Genomic DNA, 17,706 nt, shown 5'->3' on the forward strand with positions numbered 1-17,706 from the left:
TCACGCGCGCCAGTCGAGTGGGACGCGCTTGGCTCGGTCCCACGGTCGCTCCCACCCCGCGTAATGCAGGATGCGATCGATCACTCCGGCGGTGAAACCCCAGACCAGAGCGGATCCCACCAGGAAGGCGGGCCCCCGGTGGCCACTGGGGTGGACGGTGGTGGCCCGGTTCGCCGGGTCCGTGAGATCCGCCACGGGGACCGTGAAGACCCGGGCCGTCTCGGCCGGGTCCACCGCCCCGACCGGGGTGGGCCGGCGCCACCAGCCCAGCACCGGGGTGACGACGAAGCCGCTCACCGGGATGTAGAGCCGCGGCAGCACCGCGAAGACCTGGACGCCCGAGGGGTCGAGCCCCGTCTCCTCCTCGGCCTCGCGCAGCGCCGCGCGCAGCGGGCCCTCCTCCTCCGGATCGCCGTCCTCCGGGTCGAGGGCACCGCCGGGGAAGGAGGGCTGACCGGCGTGCGAGCGAAGCGAGCCGGAGCGCTCCATGAGCAGCAGCTCCGGGCCGCCGGGGCCCTCGCCGAAGAGCACCAGCACGGCGGAGGGGCGGCCTCCGCCCTGCTCGGGCGGCAGATACCGGCTCAGCTGGCGCGGCTCGATCGTCTCGGCCAGCCGGGCCACCGGGAGCAGCCACTCCGGCAGCCCCTGGGCACTGACCTCCACATCCCCGTAGGTGCTCGTCATTCGGCGGCTCCCAGGGGGGCGGCGGGACGGCCGGGGTAGTCGGACGGCGGGCGCAGGCGCTGGCCCGGCTGGCCGCCCATCTCGTACTTCAGCAGCTTCTTCGCCTTGTCCGGGTCGGTCTCGCCCTCCCCGTACGCCGGGCAGAGCGGGGCGATCGGGCAGGCGCCGCACGCGGGCTTGCGGGCGTGGCAGACGCGGCGGCCGTGGAAGATGATGCGGTGCGAGAGCATCGTCCACTCGCTCTTGGGGAAGAGCGCGGCGATCTCGGCCTCGACCTTCTCGGGGTCCTCCTGGGCGGTCCACTTCCAGCGCCGCACCAGCCGCCCGAAGTGGGTGTCCACGGTCAGGCCCGGCACCCCGAAGGCATTGCCGAGCACCACATTGGCCGTCTTACGGCCGACACCGGGCAGGGTGACCAGGTCCTCGAGCCGGCCCGGGACCTCGCCGCCGAACCGGTCGCGGAGGGCGGCGGACAGGCCGAGTAGCGATTTGGCCTTGGCGCGGAAGAAGCCGGTGGGCCGGATCAGCTGCTCCAGGGCCTCCGGGTCGGCGGCCGCCATGTCCTCGGGCGTCGGATACGCGGCGAAGAGCGCGGGGGTGGTCTGGTTGACCCGCAGATCGGTGGTCTGGGCCGAGAGGACCGTGGCCACCAGCAGCTGGAACGAGTTCTCGAAGTCCAGCTCGGGATGGGCGTACGGATACACCTCGGCGAGCTCGCGGTTGATGCGCCGGGCGCGGCGGACGAGCGCGAGCCGGGACTCGGGGTGGGCGCCCTTCGAGCCCTTGACCGATTTATGTGGTTTCGAGGCTTCTGTCGAGTCGGCGGACTCTTGTTCGCCCACGGCGGAATTACGAGGTGCGGTCACCCGTCCGGCCCCCTTGCCCTGTGCTCTCACCGGCGTATTGGACACCCGGCCAGCCTAAGCCCACCCACTGACATCCGGTCCGGCCACAGCGAGGAGGCCCCCAATCGGACCCCTGCCGCACAGCTCGCCAGGCCAGTGCGTCAAACTTGTGATTGATCGCACTGTTTTACCGTCCGGCATCATGGGGACGTCGGTCCCCTGTGCATGTCGACAAGGAGAGACTCGTGGACGACGTTCTGCGGCGCGCCCCGCTCTTCGCGGCGCTCGATGACGAGCAGGCCGCTGAGCTGCGCGCCTCCATGGGAGAGGTCACCCTCGCGCGGGGTGACGCACTCTTCCACGAAGGGGACCCCGGCGATCGCCTGTACGTGGTCACCGAGGGCAAGGTGAAGCTCCACCGCACCTCTCCCGACGGCCGCGAGAACATGCTGGCCGTGCTCGGCCCCGGCGAGCTGATCGGCGAACTGTCGCTCTTCGACCCGGGCCCGCGCACCGCCACCGCCACCGCCCTCACCGAGGTCAAGCTGCTCGGCCTCGGCCACGGCGATCTCCAGCCGTGGCTGAACGCCCGGCCCGAGGTCGCCTCCGCGCTGCTGCGCGCGGTCGCCCGGCGCCTGCGCAAGACCAACGACCAGATGTCCGACCTGGTCTTCTCCGACGTTCCGGGCCGGGTCGCCAGGGCCCTGCTGGACCTGTCGCGCCGCTTCGGCGTGCAGTCGGAGGAAGGCATCCACGTCGTCCACGACCTGACCCAGGAGGAGCTGGCCCAGCTGGTCGGCGCCTCCCGCGAGACCGTCAACAAGGCGCTCGCCGACTTCGCGGGCCGCGGCTGGCTGCGGCTGGAGGCGCGCGCGGTGATCCTGCTGGACGTCGAGCGGCTGGCCAAGCGCTCCCGCTGACGCCGGACGGAACACGAAGACCGACCGTAAGGGGCCCGCCGGAATCCGGCGGGCCCCTTACGGCGCTCATGAACGGCCGGCCCCACAGACCGCGGGCCCACAAGGCTCCGAGGAGAGCCGGCCTCAGATCAGCCCGTGGTCGCGCAGATAGTCCAGCTGGGCCCGGACCGACAGCTCCGCCGCCGGCCACAGGGACCGGTCCACGTCCGCGTACACATGCGCCACGACCTCCGAGGGCGTCCGGTAGCCGTCCTCGACCGCCGTCTCCACCTGCGCGAGCCGATTGGCGCGATGCGCGAGGTAGTACTCCACGGCGCCCCGGGCGTCGTTCAGCACCGGTCCATGGCCCGGCAGGACGGTGTCCACCCCGTCGTCCACCGTCAGCGAGCGCAGCCGCCGCAGCGAGTCCAGATAGTCGCCGAGCCGCCCGTCCGGATGCGCGACGAGGGTCGTGCCCCGCCCGAGCACCGTGTCGCCCGTGAGGACCGCGCCATCGGCCGGAAGGTGGAAGGACAGCGAGTCGGCGGTGTGGCCGGGCGTGGGCACCACCCGCAGCTCCAGACCGCCGGTGGTTATGACGTCGCCCAGCTCCAGCCCCTCGTCCCCCAGCCGCAGCGCCGGATCCAGCGCCCTTACGGACGTCCGCGTCAGCTCGGCGAAGCGCGCCGCGCCCTCCGCGTGGTCCGGGTGGCCATGGGTGAGCAGGGTCAGCGCGACCCGCTTGCCCGCCCGCTCGGCGGCCGCGATGACCTCCTTGAGGTGGGCGTCGTCCAGCGGCCCGGGGTCGATGACGACGGCGAGGTCGGAGTCGGGCTCGGCGACGATCCAGGTGTTGGTGCCGTCCAGGGTCATGGGCGAGGCGTTCGGCGCCAGGACGCAGACGGCCCGGTCGGTGGCCGGGCCACCGATGGTGCCCCCGCGCGGCTGGCCGGGCAGAGCGGATGCGTACGTCATGCGGAGGGTCCCCCCGTGGCTCCCGGGATGTGCTTGGTGAACTCATCATGGCCCGGCCAGCTCAGCACCAGTTCCCCGTTCTCCACCCGCGCCCGGGCCAGGACCGGTGTCAGGTCCCGGTCCGCCGCGGCGGCCAGCGCGTCGGCGACCGAGCCGTAGCCCACGAGCTGGCGCAGCGTCGCGATCGTGGGCGGCATCATCAGCAGCTCGCCACGGTCGTAGCCGTCGGCCGCGTCACCCGGACGGATCCAGACGGTCCGGTCCGCCTCCGTGGAGGCGTTACGGGTGCGCTGCCCCCGCGGCAGCGCAGCCACGAAGAACCAGGTGTCGTAGCGGCGCGGTTCGAACTCCGGGGTGATCCAGCGCGCCCAGCAGCTCAGCAGGTCCGAGCGGAGGACAAGCCCCCGGCGGTCCAGGAACTCCGCGAAGGACAGATCCCGGGCGACCAGCGCCGCGCGGTCCGCCTCCCAATCGTCCCCCGTCGTGTCCGCGACCACGGTGTGCGGCGTCGGGCCCGCCAGCAGCACCCCCGCCTCCTCGAAGGTCTCGCGGACCGCCGCGCACACGATGGCCTGCGCCTGCGTCCCCTCGCTCGGGTCCAGGCCCAGCCGCCGCGCCCACTGGGCCCGCGAGGGACCGGCCCAGGTGACCATCCGCTCGTCGCGCGGGTCCACGGAACCGCCCGGATAGGCGTACGCGCCTCCGGCGAAGGCCATGGACGCGCGTCTGCGCAACATGTAGACGGCGGGACCGGCGGCCCCGCCCGCCGCGTCCCGCAGGCCCTCTGGGGGTGTTTCAGGGCCCTGCGCGGCGTCTGCGAGCTCCGGCGCCCCCGCGGACTCCCGCGCCGCGCCGGGCCGCTCCGCCGCGTCGAGCTCGTCCGGTGTGTGCTCCCCGTCCCCGCCCTGAGCGTCCCGCGCGTCCTGTGGTGCGTCCTGCCCGGCCGTTCCGTACGGTCCGTCCCGCAGCAGCAGGACGGTGGCGGCCCGGCGCGGTGCCACCGGTGTGAGCTCACCGGCGGACAGAAGCCGGATCCGCTCTGGCCACTCGGGTGGGTACCACTGGCCATTCGTAGTGGACATGGCCGGATGCTATGCGCTTACGGGCTGATGTTCGAGTGGCCCCCGCGGCGCCACGCCGGGACCGGTCCGCGCACCGGCCGTCACACCGGTCCGCCCGGTCCGCGTACACGCACGCCCGCGTGTGCGCCCCACCGGCGGGATCGCCCACCGGCCGGATCGCCCACGGAACCGTCGGCCGTCCGCGATCCGGCGTCCGCTAGTCCGCGACCTCGACCTGGATTAGTCCGCGACCTCGACCTGGATCTCGACCTCGACCGGCGCGTCCAGCGGCAGCACCGCCACGCCCACCGCGCTGCGCGCGTGCACGCCCGCGTCGCCCAGGGCCTCGCCCAGCAGTTCGCTCGCGCCGTTGATGACACCTGGCTGGCCGGTGAAGTCCGGCGCCGAGGCGACGAAGCCGACGACCTTCACGACCCGCACGATCCGGTCGAGGTCGCCGACAACCGACTTCACGGCGGCCAGCGCGTTCAGCGCACAGATGCGGGCCAGGTCCTTGGCCTCCTCGGGGGTGACCTCCGCGCCGACCTTGCCGGTCACGCCCAGCTTCCCCTCGACCAGCGGCAGCTGACCCGAGGTGTAGACGTACGGACCGGTGCGGAGCGCGGGCACATAGGAGGCGAGGGGCGCCGCGACCGCGGGCAGCGTCAGGCCGAGCCCGGCGAGCCTGCCCTCGACCGTGCCGCCCGCCATCAGCCCTTCTCCCGCTTCAGATAGGCCACCAGCTGCTCCGGGTTCGGGCCGGGGACCACCTGGACCAGCTCCCAGCCGTCCTCGCCCCAGGTGTCCAGAATCTGCTTCGTGGCGTGCACGAGCAGCGGTACGGTCGCGTATTCCCACTTGGTCATGGGGCCGACTGTAATGCCTCTCCGCCGGGCCCTGGTGCGTAGGGCGAGGGGGGACTGGTTAGGCTCCCCACTGTGAGCAGGCTCCATGTCATCAGTGGCAAGGGCGGAACCGGCAAGACCACGGTCGCCGCCGCACTCGCGCTGGCCCTCGCGGCCGATGGCAGGCGAACCCTGCTGGTGGAGGTCGAGGGCCGCCAGGGCATCGCGCAGCTCTTCGAGACGGAGCCGCTGCCCTACGAGGAGCGGAAGATCGCCACCGCGCCGGGCGGCGGGGAGGTGCACGCCCTGGCGATCGATCCGGAGTTCGCACTCCTGGACTACCTCCATATGTTCTACAAGCTGGGCTCGGCCGGACGCGCCCTCAAGAAGCTCGGCGCGATCGACTTCGCGACCACCATCGCCCCGGGGCTGCGGGACGTCCTGCTGACCGGCAAGGCGTGCGAGGCGGTGCGCCGTAAGGGCAAGAAGGACGGCCGCTTCGTCTACGACTCCGTGGTCATGGACGCGCCGCCCACCGGCCGCATCACCCGCTTCCTGAACGTCAACCACGAGGTGGCCGGGCTGGCCAGGACCGGCCCGATACACAATCAGGCCCAGGCCGTGATGCGCGTCCTGAAGTCCCCCCAGACCGCGGTCCACATGGTGACCCTGCTGGAGGAAATGCCGGTCCAGGAGACCGCGGACGGCATCGCCGAGCTGCGCGCCGACGGCCTCCCGACGGGCGGGGTCATCATCAACATGGTCCGGCCCGCGATCCTCGACCACGAGGCCGTCGAGGTGGCCGCCAACGGGCAGCGCGCGGCCGTCGCCAAGGCGCTCTCCCAGGCGGGCCTGGGCGGTGCGCGCCGCGGCGGCATGGCCGAGCGGCTGGTCGACCCGCTGCTGGAACAGGCGCGCGAGCACGCCGAGCGGGTGGCGCTGGAGCGGGCGCAGCGCGCCGAGCTGACCGGCCTGGGCCTGCCGCTGCACGAGTTGGAGCTGCTCACGGACGGCATCGACCTGGCCGGGCTGTACCGGCTCGCGGCGGATCTGCGCAAGCAGTGGCCGGCGTGAGCGGCGCCCGCCATAAGGGCGCCACGGACAACGAGTCGTACGCAGGAGGCGGCATGAGCATGGACGTGGCACCCCGGCTGGACATCGATGTCCTGCTGGACGATCCGCAGACCCGCATCGTGGTGTGCTGCGGCTCCGGTGGCGTCGGTAAGACCACCACCGCCGCCGCCCTGGGCGTACGGGCCGCCGAGCGCGGCCGTAAGGTCGTCGTCCTCACCATCGACCCGGCCCGCCGGCTCGCGCAGTCCATGGGCATCGACGCGCTGGACAACATCCCGCGCCGGGTGGAGGGCATCGGCGGCGGGAACGGCGGCGAACTGCACGCCATGATGCTCGACATGAAGCGAACGTTCGACGAGTTCGTCGAGGCGCACGCCGACCCCGAGCGCGCCCGGGCGATCCTCGCGAACCCCTTCTACCAGTCGCTCTCGGCCGGTTTCGCGGGCACGCAGGAGTACATGGCCATGGAGAAGCTCGGCCAGCTCCGGGCCCGCGACGAATGGGACCTGATCGTCGTCGACACCCCGCCCAGCCGGTCGGCGCTGGACTTCCTGGACGCGCCGAAACGTCTCGGCTCCTTCCTGGACGGGAAGTTCATCAAGGTCCTGATGGCCCCGGCCAAGGTGGGCGGCAAGGCCGGGATGAAGTTCCTGAACGTGGGCGTCTCGATGATGACGGGCACGGTCAGCAAGGTGCTCGGCGGACAGCTGATGCGCGACGTTCAGACGTTTGCTGCCGCGATGGACACCATGTTCGGCGGATTCCGTACTCGCGCGGAGGCCACCTACCGGCTCCTGCAGGCTCCGGGTACGGCCTTCCTCGTGGTGGCCGCGCCCGAGCGGGACGCCCTGCGGGAGGCCGCGTACTTCGTGGAACGGCTGGCCGCGGACCAGATGCCGCTGGCCGGGCTGGTGCTGAACCGGGTCCACGGCAGCGGTGCCGAACAGCTGTCGGCGGAACGTGCGTTGGCCGCCGCGGAGATCCTGACCCTGGCGGGCGACCCCGTGGATCCGGACGATGCGCTCGCGAACGCGGCGGAGGGAAGCGATCCGGCCAAGAACGGCGCCAGGGCAGAAAATCTTGCCGATGGCGGATTTGTCGATCCCCCCTCAGGGAATGCTCAAGCGCGGAACCCCTCGGCAGCGGACCCCGACGTCTCCCCCACGTCGGCGGACTCGTCGGCGGAGCGGCTCGCCGCGGGACTGCTTCGGCTGCACGCGGAGCGTATGCAGGTGCTCGGACGCGAGCAGCGCACACACGACCGCTTCACGGCGCTCCACCCCGAGGTTCCGGTGGCCCAAGTGGCCGCACTCCCTGGCGACGTACACGACTTGGCAGGACTGCGGGCGATCGGCGAACGCCTCGCGGTCCCGCCGGAGCGGACCAATCGCGTGGCGGGCTGAGTCGGTGCCCGCCGGGTGGTTGGCCGCCCGCGCATGGATGGAGACGCACGACAGCACGACAGACAGCACGCATAGCGAACGCGGTGATGGACCGCATGGCGCGCGGACGCCCGCAGCTGGGCCTCGGGCTTCGGCGGACGCGGCTGCTCAGCCGACGGCCAACGGCACGCACAGGCAGACCCACGCCTCGCACGCGGGCATGCCACAGTCACCGGTGGCTGTCACCGGTGGCCGAGGGCGTAACCGGTAGCCGAAGGCGGCGCCAATGGCCCAGACGGCGGACCAACCCCCGGCCCGCCACGACCTGTTAGCCATGTCACACCAGACCATGCCACAGGAAGCCACGTCACCCGAGGCCGTGTCACACACGCGCCCCCACAGCCCCACGGCCGACCGCGGCCAGGGCCGCGGTCGTGCTCGGAGGCGTGCGCGTACCCGTACCCGCCCCTGACGAGGCGCGCCCGTACTCGCACCCCCACTCGTGCCGAGACGAGAGGTGGGTGAGGTGATGGTGAGGCAAGACGCTCACACCGGCAGGAGGCATCAGCCCGGCAGGCAACAAGCCAGCGGGCCGTCAGCCCAGCAGGCCGTCAGCCCGGCAGGCTGTCTCAGCCCAGCAGGCCGTCAGCCAGGCCGTCAGCCCGGCAGGCCGTCAGCCGACCACCGGCGAACCGCCGTCCGGCCTATCCGACCGCGGCGAAGCGCTCATAGTCCTCGTCGTCGAAGGGCAGAATGCCCGTGCTGCGCTCGTACTCGATGCGCGCGGTCTCCAGGAGCCTGCGCCAGGAGGTCACCGTCGGCCGGCGGCGCAGCAGTGCTCGCCGCTCGCGCTCGGTCATCCCTCCCCACACACCGAACTCCACGCGGTTGTCCAAGGCATCCGCAAGGCACTCGGTGCGCACCGGGCATCCGGTGCAGACCGCTTTGGCCCTGTTCTGTGCCGCGCCCTGGACGAACAGTTCATCTGGATCAGTAGTGCGGCAGGCGGCCTGCGCACTCCAGTCGGTTACCCAGCCCATGCTGGCGCCGTCCTCTCCCGAATCGGAGCTCCCCCACGGCGACAAACGGCATATTCACCGTCGCCAGTTGAGGACGTTACGGAAGCGAGACACAGCGCAACACCCCCTGCAGGCCCAATCTTGGATGGTCCGAACGGACTATGGGTACGCGGCAGATCACCCAACGGAGTGAGCTGACGACATTTGCGATTACTAGTGCAAATCAGGGCAGTTCACGCACCGAACAACGGGCAGCTCAGGACAGGGGCCGCAATCCGGGCAGCTCTCATCGCTCACTTGAGTGAGGGTGTGAGGTGTGGCTCAGCCACACAGCTGTGACTGGCGTGAAACAGCTTATGCGAACACCCGGTGCCCTGTCCGGCGATTCGAGACGTAGGCTGCGTCCTATGGGAAACACGCGCTCGAGCGGAGGGCTGTCCGCCGCTCAACAGGCCGCCAAGTTCCTCGGCGTCAGCGCGCTGGCCGGGGCCGTGATGGCCGGGCTCGCGCTTCCCGCCGTCGGGGCGCTCGGCCTCGCGGCCAAGGGAACGGTCGAGGAGTTCGACGGAATTCCGGCCAATCTCAAGACACCGCCGCTCAGCCAGCGGACCACGATCCTGGACGCCAAGGGCGGGGAGATCGCGAAGGTCTACTCCCGCGACCGGACGATCGTGAAGCTGAACGACGTCTCCTCGTACATGCGGCAGGCGATCGTCGCGATCGAGGACGCCCGCTTCTACGAGCACGGGGCGGTCGACCTCAAGGGCGTGCTGCGCGCGGTCAACAGCAACGCGCAGGACGGCGGGGTGTCCCAGGGAGCCTCCACGCTGACCCAGCAGTATGTGAAGAACGTGTTCGTCGAGGAGGCGGGCGACGACAAGGAGAAGGTCGCCCAGGCCACCCGGCAGTCCATCGGCCGCAAGATCAAGGAACTGAAGTACGCGATCAAGGTCGAGAAGGAACTGGGCAAGAAGCGGATCCTCGAGAACTACCTGAACATCACCTTCTTCGGGCAGCAGGCATACGGCATCGAGGCGGCCTCCCAGCGCTACTTCAGCAAGTCCGCCAAGGATCTGAAGCTGGAGCAGGCGGCGCTGCTGGCCGGTCTCGTCCAGTCGCCCAGCCGCTACGACCCGATCAACGCCCCGACGTCCGCCAAGGCGCGCCGCGACACCGTTCTGCGGCGCATGGCCGAGGTGAAGGACATCACTCCGGCGCAGGCCGCCGCGGCCCAGAAGAAGCCGCTCGGCCTCAAGGTCAGCATGCCCAGGAGCGGCTGCATCACGGCCGTCAAGGGCGCCGGGTTCTTCTGTGACTACGTCCGCGAGACTCTGCTCAACGACCCGACCTTCGGCAAGACGGCGGAGGCGCGCGCCAAGCGCTGGACCCAGGGCGGTCTGACGATCCGCACGACGCTCGACCCGCAGGCTCAGGAGTCGGTCCAGGAGTCGATCAAGAAGCATGTCTACCAGTCCGACCCGGTGGCCACCGCGGTGACGCTGGTCGAGCCGGGCACCGGCAAGGTGCTGGGGATGGGCCAGTCCAGGCCGTACGGCTTCGGCGAGAACGAGACCCAGATCAACCTGTCCGCGGACAAGTCCATGGGCGGCTCGAACTACGGCTTCCAGGTCGGCTCCACGTTCAAGCCGATCACCGCGGCGGCCGCCATCGAGCAGGGCAAGAAGCCGTACCAGCGCTACTCCTCGCCGTACAAGATGAGGTACCCGAGCCCGGTCACCACCTGCAAGGGCACCTGGAGCAACGACGAGGGCGCGACCGTCGAGAACGAGAACGAGAAGGAAGTCGGCCCGTACGGGATGAAGGACGCGACCGCCAAGTCGGTCAACACCTACTTCGTCCAGCTGATCAGCGACATCGGGGTCTGCCCGGTGACGCAGATGGCCGACAAGATGGGGGCCAAGCGCGCCGACGGCAAGGAGCACAACCAGGTGCCCTCGCTCACCCTCGGCTCCGAGGGCTTCTCGCCGCTCACCATGGCCAACGCCTACGCGACCTTCGCCAACCGCGGTGTCTACTGCTCGCCCGTCTTCATCGAGTCGATCAGCGGCCCCGGCGGCAAGAAGCTGAAGGTGCCGCAGTCGAAGTGTTCGCGCGCGATGTCGGAGAAGACCGCGGACACCATCAACAAGCTGCTGCGCGGAGTGGTCGAGGACGGCACCGGCAAGCAGGCCGGGCTCCAGAGCCGCCCGAGCGCCGGTAAGACGGGTACGACGGATGAGCGCAGGGCCGCGTGGTTCGTCGGCTACACCCCGAACATGGCCGGTGCGGTGTGGGTCGGCGGCCCGGGCCCCAAGGGCGTCAAGATGGAGAACATCACCATCGGCGGCGTCCCCCACGACAAGGTCTACGGCGCGGACACCCCCGGCCCGATCTGGAAGGACGCGATGAGCGGCGCGCTGGACGGCAAGCCGGCGCCGGACTTCGTGAACGTCCAGATCAAGGACCCGAACCAGCGCAAGCCCCACGACGGCAAGAAGCCGGGCGACCGCAGGCCGGGCCGCGACAGGGGCAACGACAAGGGCGACAACGGCGGCCAGGACAACCCGTGGCCGGAGATCTCCCTGCCCCCCGACCTGATCGGCGGCGGCAATGGGAAAGGCGGCAACGGCAACGGGAATGGTGGCTGGAACTTCCCGCGGTAGCGGTGGCTCGTGATGGAGCGCTGAAGGGGGGCCGGACAGAGATGTCCGGCCCCCCTTTAATGTGCACCTCTTATATGCGCACTCTTTGATCTGTGCACCCACGTCTTATGTGTGCGCCCAATGGCGGAGCACACAGTGCACGCGACCCATAACCCAGCGCGACAAGACGCCCTCCGGGCAGGGACTACCCGCCCGCGAGCTGCCGCTTCACCGCGGCGGCGACCCGGCCGCCCTCCGCCCGCCCGGCGATCTTCGGGTTCACGATCTTCATCACGGCGCCCATGGCCCGCGGCCCCTCCGCGCCGCCCGCCGCGGCCTCCCGCACGGCGTCGGCCACCAGGGCGTTCAGCTCGTCGTCCGTAAGGGGCTTCGGCAGATACTCGGCGAGCACCTCGCCCTCCGCCTTCTCCCGCTCGGCCTGCGCGGCGCGTCCACCCTTCTCGAACGCCTCGGCGGCCTCACGGCGCTTCTTGGCCTCCCGTGCGACGATCTTCTCCACCTCGGCGTCGGACAGCTCACGTGCGCTCTCGCCCGCGACCTCTTCCTTGGTGATCGCGGTGATGGTGAGCCGGAGAGTCGAGGAGCGCAGCTCGTCGCGCGCCTTGATCGCCGCGGTGAGATCGGCCTGCAGCCTGGACTTGAGCGTGGTGGTCATGGCGTCGAGTGTGCCAGCACTGGCCGGGAATCACCCGAAGATTTCTCCCCCGGCGGCGTTCTGCGACCATGGACGGCATGCGCGCGCGATACGGAGTACCCCTGGGAATCACGGCGGTCGGCGCGGCCGGTCTCGCCTACGCCGCCTGCTTCGAAGTCCGGTCCTTCAGGCTCCGGCGGATCACCGTTCCGGTGCTCCCGCGGGGGATGCGCCCCCTGCGCGTCCTGCAGGTCTCCGACATCCACATGGTGAGCGGCCAGCGCAAGAAGCAGCGCTGGCTCCAGTCCCTGGCCGGGCTGCGCCCCGACTTCGTGGTGAACACGGGGGACAACCTCTCGGACCCGGAGGGCGTGCCGGAGGTCCTGGACGCGCTGGGCCCGCTGATGGAGTTCCCCGGTGCGTATGTCTTCGGCTCGAACGACTACTACGGCCCGAAACCGCGCAACCCCGCCCGCTACCTCTTGGAGAAGGCCAGCGGAAAGCACGGCCTGAACGGCAACCCCCCGGTCGTCGGCGCCATCCACAACCCGTGGACGGAGCTCCGCGACGCCTTCGACACGGCCGGCTGGGTCGGGCTGTCCAACACCCGCGGCCGGCTGAAGCTGGAGGACATCGAGATCGCCCTCACCGGCCTCGACGACCCCCACATCAAGCGCGATCGCTACGCCGAGGTGGCCGGCGGCCCCGAGTCGGGCGCCGATCTCTCCCTGGCCGTGGTCCACGCCCCGTATCTGCGTGTCCTCGACGCCTTCGCCGCGGACCGCTACCCCCTGATCCTCGCGGGCCACACCCACGGCGGCCAGCTGTGCATCCCCTTCTACGGCGCCCTGGTCACCAACTGCGACCTGGACGCCCGCCGGGTGAAGGGCCTCTCCCAGCACCAGGCCGGCGGCCACACCTCCTACCTCCACGTCTCCGCGGGCTGCGGCACCAACCGCTACACCCCGGTCCGCTTCGCCTGCCCCCCGGAAGCCACCCTGCTCACCCTCACCCCCCAGACCCCCTGACCCCACCCCACCCACCGGGACCGCCCCGACCTGCGGGACCTCGAAAACCGGATTTCGTCTCTGGCCACAGGTCCGCTAAAGTAGAGCTCGTTGCTTCGGGGTGTAGCGCAGCTTGGCAGCGCGCTTCGTTCGGGACGAAGAGGTCGTGGGTTCAAATCCCGCCACCCCGACTGAAGGAACACCAGGTCAGGGGCCTGATCCGCGAAAGCGGGTCGGGCCCCTGACTCGTTTCGGAGTCGGCTGGTGACGGCCGGGACACCACGGTGATCGCTCGGGCGGCCGCCGAGGTGTGGGTCGTGTCACGCGGCCCTGGTCGGGGCCATCAGTCAGGGTGTCCCGCGCGGGGACGGATCTGGGGCGTCGGGGGTGACGCTGCCCAGCCAGAGGACGTCACGTGCTCGGGTCATGGCCACGAAGAGCTGGCTGCGGGCCAGTTGCTGTCGCTCGGGCGCCGTCTCGGACGAGCCGGACCGGGCGTTGACGTACTCGTCGTGGCGCGGCAGGCAGACGTACTTGAACTCAAGTCCCTTGGCCCGGCGGTAGCTGCCCAACTTCACGGCCTCGACGGGGCGACCGTCGTAGTGCTCGAGCAGGCATACCGGGAGCCCGGCCTGGGTGAGAAGGCGCTGGTAGTGGCTGATGGCACGCATGGAGGGGCAGAGAACGGCCGCATCGCCGAGGCCGTCGGCCGGGAGGGCCCGAAGCGTGTCCACGAGATCCTGGTCGTGTTCGGCGACAGTGGGCCGCGTCGAGCGCATGACCTTGCCGTCGTAGTAGGTCAGGTCCACATCGCGCCGACCTGGCGTGCGCACTCCGTCGATGTCCTCGAACGCGTCGTCGGACACGACGGCGAGAGCCTCCTCCAGGATCTCCTTGGAGTTGCGGTAGTTGGTGCGCAGCACCTGTCCGCGGTCGCCGCGGACATCGATACCGGCGTCGCTCAGCCGGAAGCCGCCGGGATAGACGGCCTGCTGCCCGTCGCCGATGAGGAGCAGGCCATTGGGGGCGTCGCCGACCAGGGCGTGGAGCAGCCGCACTCCCAACAGTGAGAGGTCCTGGACCTCGTCGACGATCACGGCGGCGTACGAGGGTGCCGCCGGCTCGGCCTTCCGCACCTCGGCGAGGGCGAGGGAGAGGACGTCGTTGAAGTCATGCACGCCCTTCTCGATCCGCAACTGCTCATAGGTCTGGTAGAGGGCCCACACCGCCTCGCGATGGGGACGGCGCAACGCCGCCTTACGGCGGATCCGGCGCAGGGCGGCGTACTCCTCGAAGGAAGTGATGCCACGTCCTTTGATGACGTGGTCGATCTCCTCCTTCCAGTAGAGCGGGGCGGGGTCGAGCTCCACGAGTCGGCTGCCGCGTCCCACGTGTGTCCAGGCCCGGCTGAACGCGGTCTCGGCCTTGTGCCCGTGCAGGCGGACGTCGACACCGCGCTCGCGGAGGAACTCCTGAGCCCACTGATGCAGGCTGCTGAAGTCCACGCGGGCCGCCACGGCCGGGGACATGGTCTTCAGGAACGTGCTCTGCACGCGCGGAAGGTTGTTGGCATAGGTGACGTACAGGACGCGTCCGCTGGTGCGCTGGGCCAGGTGTGCCGCCCGGTGCAGGCCGACCACCGTCTTGCCCGTACCCGCGGGGCCGTTGATCCGCGCGGGGCCCGACCAGTTGCGTCGTACGAGTGGCAGCTGGGCGGGGTCGAGGAAGGTCATCCACTGCTCGATGGGCACCTTCATGGCGTCCGTAAGGGCGGCGTCGCGTAGCCCCTCGACATCGAACAGCCCGTCTTCCTGCTGTTCTTGAGGGGCCTGGCCCTGAGGGGCCTGGCTCTGAGGGGCCTGGCTCTGGCGCTTCTGCCCCTGAAGCTCCGACGGCCGCTCGGTCGGCCTTGTGAGGGACGCGCGCTCGTACTCCGGGAAGGCACGCTCCAGAATCTCCCCGATCGCCCGGACGGCCTCCGGCCTCATGCGCCGAGGCTCGTGGAGCAGCATCGGCCCGACCTCGTGTTCGCCGAGCAGCCGGACCCGACCGCAGGTCGCGTCCACCCGCTGTCCGGCGAACACCATCAGCGGGCGCACAGCCACCGGAGACAGTCCCAACGACGCCACGGCCCCTTCGGCCGTCCTCGTCATCTCCAGGAGCCTGCGCACATGCGAATCGTGGTCCTCCCCGGCGGCGTGCAGTCGTCCGTCGACGATCTGCGGTGAGGCCCGCCAGTCCTTCACGTCCAGGACGAAGACACCGCCCGGCCCGACGAGCAGCATGTACGCGGTGGCCGTGCGAGCGGCGGCCCGGCGCCGGGCCACCAGGAGCCGCCAGCCGCGTTCGGTGAGGACCAGAAGCTGCGCCGCGACCCGGCGCTCGCCCTCGCTCGCCGCCTCCCAGCGGCGGGTCTCCTGCCGGGCGGCCTGCCATTGCTCGCGCAACAGCCGCTCCTGCCGCCTCGCCTCCTGCGCGCGCCGCGGCGCCGGTCCGCCAGCCCCCATCTCGCCCCCTCGTACGCGGACCAATGATCGTAGGACGCCCAGCCGGGGGAGATGGAGTAGCGATCAGGTCAACTCGTCGGCGCGGCGCCGAAGATGGTGGCGAGGCGGGCGGTGCGTCGTGATCGGCTCGCGGTCAAGCGCGGTACGGCTTCCGGCCGGACGGGACGCCTATTCGGCCGAGTCGGTCCAGCCCTGGCGGCGGAGGACGGCCAGGATGTCGGGGGCCTGGTAGTGGGCGCCCTTGAGGACCTTGCCGTCGGCGCGGAGGGTGGGGCGGCCGTCGGGGCCGAGTTTGGTCATATTGGCCCGGTGGATCTCGGCGATCACCTCGTCGAGGTCGATGCCGTGGACCAGGGCGGTGCCGTAGGCGACGTAGACGACGTCGGCCAGTTCGTGGGCGAGGTGGTCGAGGGTGCTGTGAGCGCTCGCCTCGGCCACTTCGGCGCACTCCTCGGCCAGGAGGTCCTGGCGGTGGGCGGCGAGTTCCGGTGAGACCTCGGTGGGGGTCTTACGGGCGTCCAGGCCGAAGGCCAGGTGGAATTCGCGGACGAGGTCGGCGGGAGAGCGGCGCATTCATCCGATCGTACGTGGGGGGTGGGGGTGGCTGGGTGCGGCGGAGGGGGGTGGTGCGGGGGCGCCGCCCAGCCCTGTGCGGCGTATGGGGCCGTTGTGCGTCGGCGCGCGGATCCTCGGGTGGGTGCCTAGGGTGAGGCGTATCAGGCCTTTGACCTCCGCCTCCGGGGTGGTGCACCCATGAGTCTCAGCATCCGCAATCAGCTCCCCGCCACCGTCGTCTCCGTGACGCCTGGCGAGGCCATGGCAACGGTCCAGGGGCGGCTGTCCGGGGGACAGATGGTGACGGCCGCCGTGACCATGAGCGCCGTGACGGAGCTCGGTATCGGGGAGGGCTCCGAGGTGACGGCCCTGGCCAAGGCCACCGAGGTGGCGCTGGCCACCGGGGAGGTCTCGGGGCTGAGCATCCGCAATCGTCTCCCGGGCACCGTCAGCCGCCTCACCCTCGGGGCCGCCATGGCCACCGTCGTCATCGACATCGGCGGCGGCCAGGAGCTCACGGCCGCCATCACCCAGGACGCGGCGGCGGAGCTGGGGCTCGCCGAGGGCAGCCGCGTGACCGCTCTGATCAAGTCGACCGAGGTGTCGCTCGCCACCGCGTAGGCCGATGGGCGATGGGCGATGGGGGTGGTGGTGCGGCGGTGCGGTGAGTCGGTGGGCCAGATGGGTCATCGACTTCGCCCCGCCTCGTCTCGCGCTCACCCCGACCCGCTTTCGCCCCCGCCTCCCTCCCCCCCGTCCTGCCTCGTCTTCGCCCCGCCTTCCCTTCGCCCGCCCAGATCTCGCCAACCCCTCCGTCCCTCGCTCGTCAATTTCTACAGTGCTGTAGATTTTGACTCCGGTCCACCGAACACGAGGAGGAGATTGTGGGAGTTTCCCTGTCCAAAGGCGGCAATGTCTCGCTGAGCAAGGAGGCGCCGGGCCTGAGCGCCGTTCTTGTCGGCCTGGGCTGGGACGTGCGGACGACGACGGGCACCGACTACGACCTCGACGCGAGCGCACTGCTCTGCGACGAGGCCGGTAAGGTCGCGTCCGACCGGCACTTCGTCTTCTACAACAACCTCACCAGCCCCGACGGCTCCGTGGAGCACACCGGCGACAACCTCACCGGTGAGGGCGAGGGCGACGACGAGTCCATCAAGGTCAATCTGGCCGCCGTGCCCGCCGAGATCGCCAGGATCGTCTTCCCGGTCTCCATCCACGACGCGGAGGGCCGCGACCAGAACTTCGGTCAGGTCCGGAACGCCTTCATCCGAGTGGTCAACCAGGCCGACAACGTCGAACTCGCCCGCTACGACCTGAGCGAGGACGCCGCGACCGAGACGGCGATGGTCTTCGGCGAGCTCTACCGCAACGGCGCGGAGTGGAAGTTCCGCGCGGTCGGCCAGGGGTACGCCTCGGGGCTCGCGGGCATCGCCTCCGACTTCGGCGTCAATCTCTGACTGACGCCCTCCCGCGGGGCGGCGCGCCCGCGCCGCGGCCCCGGCCGCGCCGCCCGGCCCGCGCGGCAGGAAGAAGAACCAAGAGAGCGCGCGCGA

Annotated in this window: 17 protein-coding genes and 1 tRNA gene; 8 read left to right on the forward strand and 10 right to left on the reverse strand. The window is 70.7% G+C overall.

The genetic code is table 11. The features are described 5' to 3' along the window. Both ACFXB5_RS00570 and nth read right to left on the reverse strand, forming a co-directional pair. Complete coding sequence (locus ACFXB5_RS00570) at nucleotides 1-684, reverse strand: CoA pyrophosphatase (RefSeq protein ID WP_201856111.1); 684 nt, start codon at nucleotides 682-684, stop codon at nucleotides 1-3. Beyond that, entirely contained in the window at nucleotides 681-1,550 is an 870-nt protein-coding gene (gene nth, locus ACFXB5_RS00575; RefSeq protein WP_385201034.1) for an endonuclease III, read from the reverse strand. The genes ACFXB5_RS00570 and nth overlap by 4 nt, the downstream gene beginning before the upstream one ends. 224 nt (nucleotides 1,551-1,774) lie before the next feature. Between nth and ACFXB5_RS00580 the strand changes: the two genes are divergently transcribed. Next, nucleotides 1,775-2,449 carry a Crp/Fnr family transcriptional regulator gene (locus ACFXB5_RS00580; protein ID WP_014061749.1) on the forward strand — a complete coding sequence of 225 codons (675 nt, stop codon included), beginning with the start codon at nucleotides 1,775-1,777 and terminating at the stop codon, nucleotides 2,447-2,449. Nucleotides 2,450-2,572: 123 nt separating this feature from the next. Here ACFXB5_RS00580 and ACFXB5_RS00585 read toward each other — a convergent pair whose 3' ends face one another. The 4 genes from ACFXB5_RS00585 to ACFXB5_RS00600 form a co-directional block, all read right to left on the reverse strand. Then, entirely contained in the window at nucleotides 2,573-3,403 is an 831-nt protein-coding gene (locus ACFXB5_RS00585; protein WP_385201036.1) for an MBL fold metallo-hydrolase, read from the reverse strand. Further along, nucleotides 3,400-4,485, reverse strand: a complete 1,086-nt coding sequence (locus ACFXB5_RS00590; RefSeq protein ID WP_385201038.1) for an NUDIX hydrolase — start codon at nucleotides 4,483-4,485, stop codon at nucleotides 3,400-3,402. Before ACFXB5_RS00590 ends, ACFXB5_RS00585 begins: the two co-directional genes overlap by 4 nt. Nucleotides 4,486-4,704: 219 nt before the next feature. Further along, nucleotides 4,705-5,175, reverse strand: coding sequence for a RidA family protein (locus ACFXB5_RS00595; RefSeq protein WP_044573073.1), 471 nt, complete (start codon nucleotides 5,173-5,175; stop codon nucleotides 4,705-4,707). Beyond that, a complete protein-coding gene (locus ACFXB5_RS00600) occupies nucleotides 5,175-5,330 on the reverse strand; it encodes a DUF4177 domain-containing protein (RefSeq protein WP_020870215.1) in 156 nt (51 codons plus the stop codon). Before ACFXB5_RS00600 ends, ACFXB5_RS00595 begins: the two co-directional genes overlap by 1 nt. Nucleotides 5,331-5,402: 72 nt before the next feature. Here ACFXB5_RS00600 and ACFXB5_RS00605 point away from each other — a divergent pair, with 72 nt between their 5' ends. After that, nucleotides 5,403-6,383 carry an ArsA-related P-loop ATPase gene (locus ACFXB5_RS00605; protein WP_385201040.1) on the forward strand — a complete coding sequence of 327 codons (981 nt, stop codon included), beginning with the start codon at nucleotides 5,403-5,405 and terminating at the stop codon, nucleotides 6,381-6,383. A gap of 53 nt (nucleotides 6,384-6,436) precedes the next feature. Further along, entirely contained in the window at nucleotides 6,437-7,786 is a 1,350-nt protein-coding gene (locus ACFXB5_RS00610; protein WP_385201042.1) for an ArsA family ATPase, read from the forward strand. 683 nt (nucleotides 7,787-8,469) lie between these two features. Here the strand turns inward: ACFXB5_RS00610 and ACFXB5_RS00615 are convergent. After that, nucleotides 8,470-8,805: a WhiB family transcriptional regulator gene (locus tag ACFXB5_RS00615; protein WP_201856118.1), complete on the reverse strand. Its 336-nt coding sequence runs from the start codon at nucleotides 8,803-8,805 to the stop codon at nucleotides 8,470-8,472. A gap of 386 nt (nucleotides 8,806-9,191) precedes the next feature. Between ACFXB5_RS00615 and ACFXB5_RS00620 the strand changes: the two genes are divergently transcribed. Continuing rightward, nucleotides 9,192-11,447: a transglycosylase domain-containing protein gene (locus ACFXB5_RS00620; protein ID WP_385201043.1), complete on the forward strand. Its 2,256-nt coding sequence runs from the start codon at nucleotides 9,192-9,194 to the stop codon at nucleotides 11,445-11,447. Nucleotides 11,448-11,631: 184 nt separating this feature from the next. On the opposite strand, the gene ACFXB5_RS00625 is transcribed toward ACFXB5_RS00620, so the two are convergent. Continuing rightward, complete coding sequence (locus ACFXB5_RS00625; RefSeq protein ID WP_385201045.1) at nucleotides 11,632-12,102, reverse strand: GatB/YqeY domain-containing protein; 471 nt, start codon at nucleotides 12,100-12,102, stop codon at nucleotides 11,632-11,634. Nucleotides 12,103-12,179: 77 nt separating this feature from the next. Here ACFXB5_RS00625 and ACFXB5_RS00630 point away from each other — a divergent pair, with 77 nt between their 5' ends. Both ACFXB5_RS00630 and ACFXB5_RS00635 read left to right on the forward strand, forming a co-directional pair. Next, complete coding sequence (locus ACFXB5_RS00630; RefSeq protein WP_385201047.1) at nucleotides 12,180-13,109, forward strand: metallophosphoesterase; 930 nt, start codon at nucleotides 12,180-12,182, stop codon at nucleotides 13,107-13,109. Between the two features lie 96 nt (nucleotides 13,110-13,205). Next, nucleotides 13,206-13,279: transfer RNA gene (locus tag ACFXB5_RS00635), tRNA-Pro, on the forward strand. A 156-nt stretch (nucleotides 13,280-13,435) separates the two neighbouring features. On the opposite strand, the gene ACFXB5_RS00640 is transcribed toward ACFXB5_RS00635, so the two are convergent. Beyond that, a complete protein-coding gene (locus ACFXB5_RS00640) occupies nucleotides 13,436-15,535 on the reverse strand; it encodes a UvrD-helicase domain-containing protein (RefSeq protein ID WP_385201049.1) in 2,100 nt (699 codons plus the stop codon). Between the two features lie 228 nt (nucleotides 15,536-15,763). Next, the gene (locus tag ACFXB5_RS00645) at nucleotides 15,764-16,168 is read right to left on the reverse strand and encodes a MazG nucleotide pyrophosphohydrolase domain-containing protein (RefSeq protein WP_385201050.1); all 405 of its coding nucleotides are present in this window, start codon (nucleotides 16,166-16,168) and stop codon (nucleotides 15,764-15,766) included. Between the two features lie 180 nt (nucleotides 16,169-16,348). Between ACFXB5_RS00645 and ACFXB5_RS00650 the strand changes: the two genes are divergently transcribed. After that, on the forward strand, nucleotides 16,349-16,771 hold the full coding sequence (locus ACFXB5_RS00650) for a molybdopterin-binding protein (RefSeq protein ID WP_385201052.1): 423 nt from the start codon (nucleotides 16,349-16,351) through the stop codon (nucleotides 16,769-16,771). A 263-nt stretch (nucleotides 16,772-17,034) separates the two neighbouring features. Beyond that, nucleotides 17,035-17,610 (forward strand): TerD family protein, encoded by a 576-nt coding sequence (locus ACFXB5_RS00655; RefSeq protein ID WP_385201054.1) that lies wholly within the window; start codon nucleotides 17,035-17,037, stop codon nucleotides 17,608-17,610. The last annotated feature ends 96 nt before the right edge of the window (nucleotides 17,611-17,706 follow it).

Origin of the sequence: Streptomyces sp. NPDC059455, assembly GCF_042750115.1 — a bacterium.
GTDB classification, from domain to species: Bacteria; Actinomycetota; Actinomycetes; order Streptomycetales; family Streptomycetaceae; genus Streptomyces; species Streptomyces endocoffeicus.